Here is a 12163-nt window from a genome sequence, read left to right on the forward strand (position 1 = left end):
ATACCGGGCCCGCCGGTCAGCGCGTGAGCAGCTCCTGCTCGCGCAGCCAGTCCAGCCAGGGGTGCTCGGGGTCGCCGTCCCACCGCTCGCGCCAGGTCTGGACGTGGCGGGCGGCGTAGCGGGCCTGCAGCTCGGGCTCGACCGGCTCGGCGGGCTGGCGGTATGCGTCGGCGCCGCCGACCCAGACGATGGTGCCGCCGCGCTGGCGAACCACCTCGGCGAAGTCGGCGTCCTGCAGCCCCCGCCCTGTGTAGTCGGCGCAGAAGCCGCCGGTGGCCTGGAAGTCCTCGACGCTCATCGCGAAGCACTCGCCGCTGAACAGCCCCCACCGGGTGTCGACGACCTGCTGGCCGGGCACGAGCGGGATCGCGTCCGGGCCCCGGGAGGCGATCTCGTGCAGGCGGCCCATCGGGTAGCCGAGCACCTCCTCCTCGGCCAACGGCGGCAGGTCGAGGACGGGGGTACGCCACACCACGGGTGAGGTGACCTCCTGGTCGTCGGCGTGGCGGGGGATGGCCTGCAGGACGGCGCGGCGCTGGCCACCGACGGCCTCGCCGAGACGCTCCAGGGTGGTCGGGCCGGGGATCACCGTGTCGTCCATGAACACCAGCGTCCGGGCGCCCGCCTCGATGGCGAGGTTGGCGGCCAGGTTGCGGGCCGCGGCGATCGGCAGCGCACGCCGGTCGGTCTGGACCGGCCGCACGATCGTCTCCCACCGGTCGGTGCCCAGCGGCAGCCGGCCCCGGGTGAGCTCGCGGTCCCCCATCGAGATCACGCAGTGCACCTGCGGAGGGACGGAGCCGACGGAGATGCCGTCGACCTGGGCAAGCAGCTGGCTGTGGCGCGCTCTGGTCATGGAGAGCACGGCGATCGTCCCTGGCACGTGCGCATCCTAGGCACATGCAGGCCGGGAATCCACACCCTCCAGGTGGCGGGGCGCGGGTCCGCTCAGGCGGGGACGTAGAGCACGGCGGAGTAGGGCGCCAGGTCGAGCAGCCCCTTACCGTCCTGCACCTCGATGTCCGGGGTGGCGTGGTCGCCGAAGAGCGTGCTGTAGGTGCGGGCGTCGCTGTTGAAGCGCACCCGCCAGTTCCCGCCGCCGGGCACCTCGACCTGGCGCTGGACGGAGGTGGCGGAGAGGTTGACGGCGACCAGCACGTGGTGGTCGTCGCCGGTGGACCGCACGTAGGCGAGCACCTTGACCTCCTCGTCGGCGGTGATCAGCGTGGTGTGCTCCCCGGCCAGGCCGCGGGTGTCGCCCTCGGCGTTGCGGCGCAGCAGGATCAGGTCGCGGAACATCTGGGTGAGGTCGCGGAAGGCCCAGGCCCGCTCCCAGTCCAGCGGCACGGTGTCGCGGAACCACTCGTCCTCGAGGAACTCCTGTCCCTGGAAGAGCATCGGGATCCCCGGTGCGGTCAGGACGAGCGCGGCACCGAGCGTGGCGCGCTTCTGGGCGGCCCACCCGCCCGGGTCGTCACCGTCGACCTCGGAGGGGATCCGCGCCTGGCCGTTGGCCACCTCGTCATGGGACTCGGTGTAGATCACCCGGTCGAACGGCTGGTGGTACTCATGGGTGACGGCCTGGGCCACCGCCGCCACGGAGCGGTGGGCGTCGTCGGCCACGATCAGCGCCTCCCGGACGGGGTGGACGAACTGGTTGTCCCACTGCGCGTGCATCGCGGCACCCTCGGGCTCGACGGAGGTGACCTCGGCGACGTTGTGCAGGTCCTCGGCGATGACGACGTGGCGGGGGAACTCGGTGCGGACCATCTCGCCGATGAGCCGCATCATCTCCCAGCCCTCGGGGATGTCCTCCCCGTCCGTGCCGTTGACGCGGCGCATGTAGGGCGTCATGTCCAGCCGCAGCCCGTCCGCGTGGTAGTCACGCAGCCACATCCGGGCGTTGTCGAGGATGAAGTCGCGCACCTCCTCGCGGCCGTAGTCCGGGCGGGTGTCGCCCCACGGGGTCGCGGAGCGGTGGTCGTTGTAGAAGTAGATCCCGCCCTTGTCGTTCTCGCTCCACCCGTCGAACTGCCAGGTCGACAGGTCGCTGGGGCCGAAGTGGTTGTAGACCACGTCGATGATGACCGCCAGCCCGCGCTTGTGCGCCTCCTTGACGAAGATCTTCAGCGCCTCGGGACCGCCGTAGGTGCTCGCGACGGCGAAGACGTGGGCCGGGTTGTAGCCCCACGAGTAGTCGCCCGCGAACTCCATGAGCGGCATCAGCTCGATCGCGTTGACGCCCAGCCCGACCAGGTAGTCCAGCTTGCCCAGCAGGTCGTGGAGGTCGGCCGGTCCGTCACCGGGGGTGTCGACGAAGGAGCCGATGTGGGTCTCGTAGACGACGAGCTCGTGCTGGTGCGGCGGGGTGAAGTCGTCACCGTCCCAGTCGAAGGCGCCGTGGTCGTAGAGCAGGCCGTTGCCGACGGAGTTGGTCACGGCCAGCGCCCGCGGGTCGATCCGGAGGAAGGTGTCCTCGCCGTTGCGCAGCAGGTACTGGTACTCCTGCCACATCTGCGCGACCGGCACCTCGGCATACCAGTTGCCGTTGCCCTCGGCCGTCATCGGGTGCGCCTCGTCGTCCCACTCGTTGAAGTCGCCCACCACCTGCACCGAGTCGGCGTGCGGGGCCCAGACCCGGAAGGCGTAACCAGCCTCGATCGGGACGGCACCCATGCCGACAGCAGCCATGCCGTTCCTCCGCTCACCAGCGAGGACGCGACCGCCGCGTCCCTGGCCGCCATGCTAAACCGGTCTCGCCGGTCCGGCGGTTCGAGCAGGACGGCTGAGCGTGGGGTCCCGGCGACGCAGGTAGCGTGACCGCGTGACCCCCCGCTCCCGACCGGCCAGCGATGCCTCCGGCTCCGAGGCCCGCGCCGGCCTGGTGCTCGTCGCCACCCTGGCTGCGCTGGCCATGCTCGGTCCGTTCACCATCGACACGATCTTCCCCGGTTTCCAGCAGCTGGGCGAGCAGTTCGACGTCGGCACGGCCGCGCTGCAGCGGGTGACCAGCGCCTACCTGGTGGCCTTCGCCGTGATGAGCGTGGTGCACGGCCCGTTGTCGGACGCCCTCGGGCGACGGACCGTGATGATCGGCGGACTGGCGGGGTATGTGGTCGCCTCCATCGCCTGTGCGCTCGCCCCGAGCTTCGGCTGGCTGCTGGTCGGCCGGGCGGCGCAGGGGGTCTTCGCCGGCGCGGCCACGGTCGTCAGCAGGGCCGTGATCCCCGACCTGTTCAGCGGCCCCACCGCGCGACGGCTGATGAGCCAGGTGATGCTCATCTTCGCCGTCGCACCCGCCATCGCGCCGGTCATCGGCGGCTGGTTGCTGCTCCTGGGCCGGTGGCCGCTGATCTTCTGGTTCGTCGCCGGGTATGCCGTGCTCGGCATCCTGCTCGTGGTCCTGGTGCTGCCCGAGACCCTGCCTCCGGAGGACCGGACCCCGCTGCGTCTCGGCGCGGTCGTGGGTGGCCTGTGGACCGTGGCCAGGTCCTGGCGCTTCGAGCGGCTGGCCGTGGCCGGGGCCCTGACCTTCGGCTCCTACATCCTCTACGTGCTCACCGCCCCGATCCTCGTGGTCGACCTGCTGGGCCAGGGCGAGCAGGATTTCTGGAAGCTCTTCGTCCCGCTCATCGGGGGGATGGCGCTGGGCTCGTACACCGGTGGCCGGTTGGCCTCGCGCGTCTCCGGCGAGCGGCTCGTCGACGTGTCCATGGTGGCCGCCGTGCTCATCGGGCTGCTCAACATCGCGCTGGTGTGGATGTCGCCGAGCCTGCCGTGGGCCGTCGTCGGCCCGGCCCTGTTCGGGGTGGTGATCGGGCTGGCCTTCCCCGTCGTGCAGCTGACCCTGCTCGAGCTCTTCCCGCGCCACCGCGGATCTGCCGCCTCGATGGCCGCCTTCTCGGTGCTGCTGTCCAACGCCCTGATCGCCGGCGTGGTCGGCCCGCTCATCACGACCTCGCTGGTGAGCACCGCCGCGACCAGCGCGGCCTTCGCCACCGGGGGCGCGTTGCTGTGGTGGTGGCACCGGCGGGACCCGGTGGTCCAGCAGGACGTCGCGGGGTAGGTTCGGGAGCCATGGCGGAGCAGACCGACGAGCGGGACTGGTGGGTCCGCCGCCTGCTGCCCGGCGGCGAGGATCCGGACCCTCGCTTCTCGCTGGCCAACGAGCGCACCTTCCTGGCCTGGATCCGCACCGCGCTGGCCCTGCTCGCGGGGGGCATCGCGATCGAGGCCTTCGCGGTCGGCCTCTTCGAGCCGGCCGTCCGCAAGGGCATCGCCCTGCTGCTGATCGTGCTGGGCATGTTCGTCAGCGGGGGTGCCTTCATGCGGTGGCTCGGGGTGGAACGCGCGATGCGCCACTCGAGGCCGCTGCCCATGCCGTTGATCGCTCCCGTGCTCGGCCTCGGCGCAGCGGTCAGCGCGCTCGTCCTGGCGATCTTCATCCTCACCACCGCCCCATGAGCCGCAGGCGCCCGCGCCGGGGGCCAGCGCCTGCGCCGGCCACCGCGGCCGCGGTGGACCGGGGCCTCCAGCCGGAGCGCACCACCCTGTCCTGGAGCCGTACCGGCCTCGCCCTGGTGACGGTCAGCGCGGTCTTCCTGCGCTGGGTGCCGCACTACGGGCTGGGCATGCTGCTCCTGCCGCTGCTCACGCTGGTGTGCGCCCTCGCCATCACCATGACCCACAACCGACGCACCAACCGGGCCGTGGCGGGCATCCGTGCCGAGGTCGACGTGGTCGAACCCATGGCGCTGGTGGCTCTCGTCGCCGTGCTGATGGGGCTGGGCGGCGCCGGGATCGGCTTCGTCCTCTACGCCCCCTGACCGCTCCACGTGGTGGGTGGCACCGGAGGTGCGACGCCGCCGGCGGTCATGGATGGTCGACCGCGACGCGTGCGAGCGTCTCGCGCCGCCCGCATGACCTTGAATCCATGCAATGCGAGGAAGACAACGCGCGTCGGGGTGAGTCCCCAGCACAACCTTGATCCCTGGTTGTGCGGTGTCGTTGTGCGGTGTCGTTGTGCGGTGTCGTCGTGCGGTGTCGTTGTGCGGCGTCCATGAGCGGGGCTATCCCCAGCCGAACGAGCCGCGAAACGGCTTCAGCTCACACAACGACCCGGCACCGCAGCGCCGGGTCGTTCGTCTGTCTGGAAGGCCTTGGTTCGGCAAGGTCTGGGTCGGGGTGACCCCCGCACGTGGCCGCGCTCAGGACGCGAGGCTGGGCTCACCGGCCAGCAGCCGGCGGGCCTGCGCGGCGCGGTTCGAGGTGACCAGCACCTCATAGCTCTGCGCCAGCAGGCTCTGGGCGGAGCGGAAGTCTCGACGGCCACGGGTGGCCCACTGGGCGACGGCACCGAGAAGGGCGCCCCACAGGGCACCGAAGAGCAGGCCCGCGATCAGCAGGGAGAACCAGGCGACCACCGGGGTGAACAGCCCGAGCAGGAGCGCGACGAAGAGGCCCAGCCACGCGCCCGTCCCCGCTCCGGCGAGCGCGGCACGGCCCACGGTCATGCGGCCGGTGACCTGCTCCACCGAGGTGATGCCGTGGCCGAGGATCCGCAGGTTCTCCACCTCGAAGCCCTCGTCGGACAGGCGGTCCACGACGGCCTGCGCCTCGGGATAGGTGCGGTAGCTGCCCAGGGAGGTCCGTCCCTCGGCGAACGCATCGTCCCCGGTGTACACACCGGGCCGGAAGTCGGTCTGGGTGGTCGAACGGTCGGTGTAGGTGCTCATCTGCATCAGCTCCTTGTCATCTGAGCTCCTCCTGGATACTTTTATGATACTAACTAATGACATGTCATGCAAAAGGAGGACAGGTATGGAGCAGCCCGGCCAACCCGTGCAGTCGGCCCCGGCGGAGCAGTCGGCTCCGTCGGACAGCGTCGGCGACGCCCTCGAGGTGGCCCTGGACGCGATCCACCGGGCGCGCAGCCGGCCGGAGGCTCGCAGAGCCGTCCTGGGTCCGGGCGGGGAGTCCCTCAGCGCGACCGACCGCTGGCTGCTGAACCGGCTCGACGAGGCCGGCCCGCTGCGGATGTCGGCCCTGGCCCGGTGGCAGGAGGTTGAGCCGCCGACGATGACCGCGCAGGTGCGGCGGCTGGAGAGTCGCGGGTGGATCATCCGTCAGCCGGACCCGACCGACCGCCGGGTGGTGATGGTCGCGCTGCAGCCGGCCGGCCGGCAGGTGATCCGGCACGCTCAGAAGGCCGCTCGTGAGACTGCCAACCACCTGGTCGCCCACTGGTCCGAGCACGACCGGCAGGAGCTGACCCGGCTGCTCGTGCGCCTGGCGGACGAGCTGGACCGACTTCCGGTCAGCGGACCACCTGGCGCCGCTGGCCGTCGACGCGGCGGGTCCACCCCCGACCGTCCAGGTGCTCCAGCAGCGGCACCGCCACTCGGCGGGTCGTTCCGAGGGCCTGGCGGGCCTGGCTGAGCGTGAACGGCTGCTCCAGGGCAGCGAGCTCGCGCATCGCCCGGGCAGGGCCGTCGGGGAGCAGTACGATGTCGTCCGGGAGGCGCAGCAACCGGCCCTGACGCGCCGCGGCAGCCAGCTCGGTCGACCCCAGCCCCAGCCGCGAGAGCTCCTCCCGCTCCGGCGCGGCGAAGGGTGCGGCGCGCAGACGCACCTCGAGCTCCGTTACGGCGCTCTCCGCGCGGCCCAGACCACCGTGGCCGGGGGCGTGCACGCGGCCGTCGGTGGTCCTCAGCCCCGCAGCGACCACGACGTGACGCACGAGCTCGGGCGCGGGGGTCGGCAGGCCGGAGGGCAGAGAGCCCCCGTCAGTGGCGGTCCGAAGATGCTCCGGCAGCTCCAGGAGATGCGCGACCTCTGCCATCGCCAGTCCAGGGCTCAGGGGGTGGGTCGCGTGGTGCTCGCGCACGCCCTCGACCACCCGCTGGCTCCATACCTGCACCGCCGCGGGATCCACCCACCAGCCGCCGACACGCACGGCCTCGGCGGGCTCGCTCAGCCCCAGCTGCTCCAGCGCGCCGGGGTGATCAGCCTGACGCGAGCGCAGACGCACGTCGGCGAGGGAACGGGCATCCGCACCCTCGAGCGCCTCGGCCCGGCGGCGGGCCGCGCCGCGTCGGCGCAGCGGCAACGGGTCGACGTCGACGACCTGCGCGGACCACAGCTGCCGGGTGCCGGGGTCTCGCAGGAGGGCCCGGTCCCCCACCCGCCAGGGCAGAACCTGGTCGAGGCTGACCCGCGCATGCAAGCCGCCGAGCGGTCTGGTGCGCGCCGGGTGGTCGGCCGACCCCACGTGCAGCGTCACCCGGGCCGGGAGACCGTCGGAGCCATCAGCACCGGCGGAGCGACCAGCGCCGGTCGGCGGCTCGTCACCGGTCGTGACCGGCTCCAGCCGGACGTCGATCACGCGGGCCAGGGCGAAGGCACCGGGGGTGATGAGCACCGACTCCCGACCCGCCTCTGCGGCGTCCACCCGGCGCAGGTTGACCGCGACCCGGGAGACGGGGCCGACGCTCTCGTGCGCGACGTCCTCGCTCTGCAGGCCCCGGACGACCGCCTCCCGGGCGCCGGCCGAGGACACCAGCGCAAGGTGGTCGCCGACGCGCAGGGTCCCGGCGCCCAGGGTGCCGGTCACCACGGTGCCCGAGCCCTGGATGGTGAATGAGCGGTCGCACCAGAGCCGGACCGGTGCGTCCGGATCGGGGTGGGGTATCCTGGCGACGAGCGCGTCGAGAGCCTCGCGCAGCTCGTCCATGCCCGCGCCCGAGCGGGCGGACACGGCGACGCCCGGCACCTCCAGACCGGCAGCCGACAGCCGCCTCGCGGCCTCTCCCCGCACCTGCTCGACCCTGTCCGCGTCCGCCAGGTCGCTCCGGGTCAGCACCAGCACCCCGTCGCGGATGCCCAGCGCGCGCAGCGCGGCCAGGTGCTCCGAGCTCTGTGCCTGCCAGCCCTGGTCGGCGGCGACCACGAACACCACGGCGGTGGCCGGTCCCAGGCCGGCGAGCGTCGTGCCGATGAACCGCCGGTGCCCTGGCACGTCGACGAAGGCGATGTCCGCACCGCTCGGCAGGCGCGTCCACGCGAACCCCAGCTCGATCGTCAGCCCCCGCGCCCGCTCCTCCGCGAGCCGGTCCGGTTCCCGTCCGGTCAACGCGCGGACCAGCGTCGACTTGCCGTGGTCGACGTGGCCGGCCGTAGCCAGCACCCGCTTCATCGGACCGGGCGGACGACGTCGACGGGACCGTCGGTCGCGGTGCCGTCGTCGACCAGCCCGGTGGTCGGGCGATCTACCTGCCGGCCCTGGTCAGCACCGGCCCCCAGCGCAGCCTGCAGCGCCCTCAGCAGGTCCTGGTCCCGGTCCGGAGGTATGCAGCGCAGGTCCACCAGACCTCTTCCGTCCTCCACGCGGGCCAGGACGACCGGCAGGTCGTCGCCGTCGGCGCCGCGGCCAGGACGGCGCAGCCGGGTGACGACGTCGACCGGCACCTCGACGGCATACCCGGGAAGGGGGACACCGGGTGCGCCGCCCCCGCCGACCCGCCCCGCGACGGGAACGACCTCCCGACCCAGGGCGGCGGCCAACCGGGAGACCCGCGGCCGCAGCTCCTCGGCCGTGCGGTGGAGTGCCTCCTGGACCGGGACGGCACCGGCCCGGACCGTCGCCTCGAGGGCGGCCAGGGTCAGCTTGTCGACGCGCACCGCCCGCGCGAGGGGGTGGCGGCGCAGCCGCTCCACGGTCTCCGCCACCCCCAGGACGATCCCCGCCTGGGGGCCACCGAGCAGCTTGTCCCCGCTGGCGGTCACCAGGGTCACTCCTCCCTCGCGCAGGGCGGTGGTGGCGTCGGGCTCGTCCGGCAGCAGCGGGTCGGGGGCAAGCAGGCCGGAGCCGATGTCGGCGACGACCGGGACCGGGCTGCCGTCCGGGCGTCGCAGGTCGCCCAGCTCCGGCAGGCCCACGGCGGAGACGAACCCCTCGACGCGAAAGTTGCTGGGGTGCACCTTCAGCACGCAGCCGGTGTCCGGGCCGATGGCGTCGGTGTAGTCCCGCAGGTGGGTCCGGTTGGTCGTGCCCACCTCCCGCAGCCGTGCGCCGGTGGAGGCGATGAGGTCGGGCAGACGGAAGCCGTCGCCGATCTCCACCATCTCTCCACGGGAGACGACGACCTCGCGGCCCGCGGCCAGGGTGGTCGTGGCGAGGACGAGGGCGGCGGCGCCGTTGTTCACCACCAGGGCGCCCTCGGCGGGCGGGACCGCCTGGAGGAGCGCCTGCAGCGCACCGGCGCCACGACGGGCTCGTTGGCCGGTGGCCAGGTCCATCTCGACGTCGACGTACCCGGCGGCGTCGAGGACGGCTTCCGTCGCCGCGCGGGACAGCGGCGCTCGACCGATGTTGGTGTGCACCACGACACCGGTCGCGTTGAGCACGGGGGTCAGCGAGCTGGTCCTGGTGGGCAGCGCGGCGAGGGCGGATGCCGCCACGTCGTCGGGCGCGATCTCACCCCGCCGGGCCTGGTCCTGGGCGGCCACGACCGCGGCCCGCACCGACGCCCGACCTAGCCGGTCGACGGCGGCCACGAAGGGTGGGCTCGCGAGCAATGTGTCGGTTCGCGGGATCGCCCGTCGCGCATCGGTCTGGCTCACCCGTGAGCTCCCATCCTGTGCAGGTGATTCGGGTTGCTGCCCCCACCCTAGACAGCGGCGAGAGGTTGAGGGGGCCGGTCGACCGCAGGCCACCGGGTCGGGGGCAGAACGCGTCGCCGGTCGGGGGCAAACCGTGTCGCCGGTCGGGGGCAAACCGTGTCGCCGGTCGGGGAGGCATCCGCCGGGGCTACCCTCGGGCCATGGACGCGATCCGGCTGACCCAGTTCGCGCGCGGCGGCGGCTGCGCCTGCAAGATCCCCGCCGGTGAGCTGGAGCAGATCGTGGCCGGTCTGCAGGGGCTCAAGCACCCGCCGGGGGCGGAGGTGCTGGTCGGCCTCGACGACGGCGACGACGCGGCGGCGGTGCGGATCGAGGGCGGGGTGGCGGTCGTGTCGACCTCGGACTTCTTCACCCCCGTCGTCGACGACGCCTACGACTGGGGCCGGATCGCGGCCGCCAACGCCCTCTCCGACGTCTACGCGATGGGCGGCACGCCTCTGATGGCGATCAACCTCGTCGCCTGGCCACGCGAGGCCCTGCCCACCGAGCTGCTCCGCGAGGTGCTGCGCGGTGGCCTCGACGTCGCGACCGAGGCGGGCTGCCCCGTCCTCGGCGGGCACAGCATCGATGCGCCGGAACCGATCTACGGCATGGCGGTCACCGGCACCGCAGACCCCGACCGGCTGATGCGCAACGACGCGGCCGAGGCCGGGCTGCCGATCAGCCTGACCAAACCGCTGGGCGTCGGGGTGCTCAACAACCGGCACAAGAGCACCGGAGAGGTCAGCGAGGAGGCGATCGCGAGCATGGTCGCCCTCAACCGCGACGCCTCCCGGGCGGCGCTCGAGGCGGGCGTCACGGCCGCGACCGACGTCACCGGCTTCGGGCTGCTGGGCCACCTGTACAAGATGTGCCGGGCGTCCGGGGTCGCTGCACGCATCGACTCCTCCGCCGTGCCCTACGTCGACGGTGCCCGGCAGGCCCTGGCCGCCGGGCACGTCCCGGGCGGCTCCCGCCGGAACCTGGACTGGGTCCGGCCGCACCTGCGCGCCGACGGGGTCAGCGAGGACGAGCTGCTCCTGCTGGCCGACGCGCAGACCTCCGGCGGGCTGCTCGTCGTGGGCGAGGTGCCGGGTGCCCCCGTGGTCGGGGAGACCCTGCCCGGCGGTTCGCTGGGCGAAGGGATCCTCCTGCAGGTCGTGTGACGCTCAGGTGGCCTCGACCGCACCTGCGCGCTCGGCGCTGGCCGGCGGCTTGGGGGGCCGGGTGATCAGCGGCACGACGGCGCCGATCACGGCGATGAGGCCGACGACGGTGAAGCCCAGCGCGTAGGCGTCGTCCTCGCCGACCAGCCAGGAGATCAGCAGTGGGCCGATGACGCCGCCGATCGACCAGCCGATGAGCATCAGGCCGTAGATGGCGCCGGAGTACCGCACCCCGAAGAAGTCGCTGGCGGTCGAGGGCAGGGTGCCGAAGGCCCCGCCGTAGCAGAGGTAGATCAGCGCGGCGAGGACGTAGAAGAGCACCATGTTGCTGGCGTGCGGGATGGCCACCAGCGCCAGGCCCTGCAGGCCCAGGATCCCGACGAAGGCGATCCGACGGCCGATCCGGTCCGACAGTCCGGCCCACAGGATGCGGCCGGCCCCGTTGAACAGGCCCATGATGCCGACCAGGGTGGCCGCACCGGCAGCGGTGAAGCCGGCCACGTCGGTCGCCGTGGCGGCAGCCAGGGAGATGAAGGAGATGCCGGCCGTGACCGAGATGGTGAGGATGAGCACGAGCAGGTACCACTGCGGGGTGCGCAGCGCCTCCTGCTGGGTGAAGTCGTAGGGGGCCACCTTGACGGGCGCCGCCTCCTGCTCGCTCGTGACGCCGGAGCCCTGGCCCGCCGGGGCCGCGGCCTGGCCGGGGACGACATACCCCTCCGGCGGGTTGCGGAAGACCGAGGCGCCGAGCAGGCCGGCGACGAGGTAGGCGATGCCGAGCCAGAGGAAGACCTTGGTCGGGTGCAGCTGGTAGGCCTCGCTGCCCTCGATCATCGCCTGGGCCAGGGGTGAGGTGATCACCGCGCCGAAGCCGAAGCCGCCGACCGCGATGCCGGTGATCAGGCCGCGCTTGTCCGGGAACCACTTCTGCAGCATGGCGATCGGCACGATGTAGGCCAGGCCGAGGCCGAAGCCGCCGAGCACGCCGTAGCCGAGGATGAGCAGCCATAGGTCGCTGTCGTCCCGGGCGAAGCTGGCCAGGATGATGCCCAGCGAGTAGATCGTGACACCGATGAGCGCGACGGGACGCGGCCCGCGCTGGTCCTGCATCCGACCACCGAGGAAGGTGCCGACGAAGATCATCCCGATGGCGACCGTGAACGGCAGCGTCGCCTCCACCGTGGACAGGGAGAAGGCCGACGGCTCGGCCAGGATCGCCCTGCTGAAGGTGCTCCACGCGTAGACGGCGCCGATGGCCAGCTGGACCAGGACGCCGCCGGCCAGGATCAGCAGGCGGTTGCCGCCGGTGGAGGTTCTCTCTGCGCTCATCGGGTCTC

10 protein-coding genes and 1 pseudogene are annotated in these 12163 nt (G+C 72.7%); 5 read left to right on the forward strand and 6 right to left on the reverse strand.

Annotated elements, in window-relative coordinates; genetic code table 11:
- Positions 1-16: 16 nt before the first annotated feature.
- Together ESZ52_RS17980 and ESZ52_RS17985 are read right to left on the reverse strand one after the other, a co-directional pair.
- Positions 17-883, reverse strand: a complete 867-nt coding sequence (locus ESZ52_RS17980; protein ID WP_131106140.1) for a glycosyltransferase family 2 protein — start codon at positions 881-883, stop codon at positions 17-19.
- A gap of 65 nt (positions 884-948) precedes the next feature.
- Positions 949-2691 (reverse strand): alpha-amylase family glycosyl hydrolase, encoded by a 1743-nt coding sequence (locus tag ESZ52_RS17985; RefSeq protein ID WP_238154372.1) that lies wholly within the window; start codon positions 2689-2691, stop codon positions 949-951.
- A 133-nt stretch (positions 2692-2824) separates the two neighbouring features.
- On the opposite strand from ESZ52_RS17985, the gene ESZ52_RS17990 reads away from it, so the two are divergent.
- From ESZ52_RS17990 to ESZ52_RS18000, 3 genes are read left to right on the forward strand one after another with little or no spacing between them, the layout of a single operon-like run.
- Complete coding sequence (locus tag ESZ52_RS17990; protein WP_238160624.1) at positions 2825-4066, forward strand: multidrug effflux MFS transporter; 1242 nt, start codon at positions 2825-2827, stop codon at positions 4064-4066.
- An 11-nt stretch (positions 4067-4077) separates the two neighbouring features.
- Positions 4078-4464 carry a YidH family protein gene (locus ESZ52_RS17995; RefSeq protein WP_131106141.1) on the forward strand — a complete coding sequence of 129 codons (387 nt, stop codon included), beginning with the start codon at positions 4078-4080 and terminating at the stop codon, positions 4462-4464.
- Complete coding sequence (locus ESZ52_RS18000; protein ID WP_131106142.1) at positions 4461-4826, forward strand: DUF202 domain-containing protein; 366 nt, start codon at positions 4461-4463, stop codon at positions 4824-4826. Before ESZ52_RS17995 ends, ESZ52_RS18000 begins: the two co-directional genes overlap by 4 nt.
- A 381-nt stretch (positions 4827-5207) precedes the next feature.
- Here ESZ52_RS18000 and ESZ52_RS18005 read toward each other — a convergent pair whose 3' ends face one another.
- Entirely contained in the window at positions 5208-5735 is a 528-nt protein-coding gene (locus ESZ52_RS18005; protein ID WP_238154374.1) for a YflT domain-containing protein, read from the reverse strand.
- An 85-nt stretch (positions 5736-5820) separates the two neighbouring features.
- Here ESZ52_RS18005 and ESZ52_RS19945 point away from each other — a divergent pair.
- Positions 5821-6144 (forward strand): annotated as a pseudogene (locus ESZ52_RS19945) (MarR family winged helix-turn-helix transcriptional regulator); the annotation flags it as partial.
- Between the two features lie 172 nt (positions 6145-6316).
- On the opposite strand, the gene ESZ52_RS18015 reads toward ESZ52_RS19945, so the two are convergent.
- Together ESZ52_RS18015 and selA are read right to left on the reverse strand one after the other, a co-directional pair.
- Positions 6317-8194 carry a SelB domain-containing protein gene (locus ESZ52_RS18015; RefSeq protein WP_131106144.1) on the reverse strand — a complete coding sequence of 626 codons (1878 nt, stop codon included), beginning with the start codon at positions 8192-8194 and terminating at the stop codon, positions 6317-6319.
- Positions 8191-9621: an L-seryl-tRNA(Sec) selenium transferase gene (gene selA, locus ESZ52_RS18020; protein WP_131106145.1), complete on the reverse strand. Its 1431-nt coding sequence runs from the start codon at positions 9619-9621 to the stop codon at positions 8191-8193. The genes ESZ52_RS18015 and selA overlap by 4 nt, the downstream gene beginning before the upstream one ends.
- Positions 9622-9821: 200 nt before the next feature.
- Between selA and selD the strand changes: the two genes are divergently transcribed.
- Positions 9822-10826 (forward strand): selenide, water dikinase SelD, encoded by a 1005-nt coding sequence (gene selD, locus ESZ52_RS18025; protein ID WP_131106146.1) that lies wholly within the window; start codon positions 9822-9824, stop codon positions 10824-10826.
- Between the two features lie 3 nt (positions 10827-10829).
- Here selD and ESZ52_RS18030 read toward each other — a convergent pair whose 3' ends face one another.
- Positions 10830-12155 (reverse strand): L-lactate MFS transporter, encoded by a 1326-nt coding sequence (locus tag ESZ52_RS18030; protein WP_131106147.1) that lies wholly within the window; start codon positions 12153-12155, stop codon positions 10830-10832.
- Positions 12156-12163 lie beyond the last annotated feature (8 nt).

The organism is Ornithinimicrobium sufpigmenti, from assembly GCF_004322775.1.
GTDB lineage: Bacteria > Actinomycetota > Actinomycetes > Actinomycetales > Dermatophilaceae > Ornithinicoccus > Ornithinicoccus sufpigmenti.

Coding starts and splice junctions, on each gene's coding strand:
- ESZ52_RS18015 (WP_131106144.1), bottom strand. CDS start 8,194: ATGAAGCGGGTGCTGGCTACGGCCGGCCACGTCGACCACGGCAAGTCG.
- ESZ52_RS17985 (WP_238154372.1), bottom strand. CDS start 2,691: ATGGCTGCTGTCGGCATGGGTGCCGTCCCGATCGAGGCTGGTTACGCC.
- ESZ52_RS18005 (WP_238154374.1), bottom strand. CDS start 5,735: ATGAGCACCTACACCGACCGTTCGACCACCCAGACCGACTTCCGGCCC.
- ESZ52_RS18000 (WP_131106142.1), top strand. CDS start 4,461: ATGAGCCGCAGGCGCCCGCGCCGGGGGCCAGCGCCTGCGCCGGCCACC.
- ESZ52_RS17995 (WP_131106141.1), top strand. CDS start 4,078: ATGGCGGAGCAGACCGACGAGCGGGACTGGTGGGTCCGCCGCCTGCTG.
- ESZ52_RS18030 (WP_131106147.1), bottom strand. CDS start 12,155: ATGAGCGCAGAGAGAACCTCCACCGGCGGCAACCGCCTGCTGATCCTG.
- selD (WP_131106146.1), top strand. CDS start 9,822: ATGGACGCGATCCGGCTGACCCAGTTCGCGCGCGGCGGCGGCTGCGCC.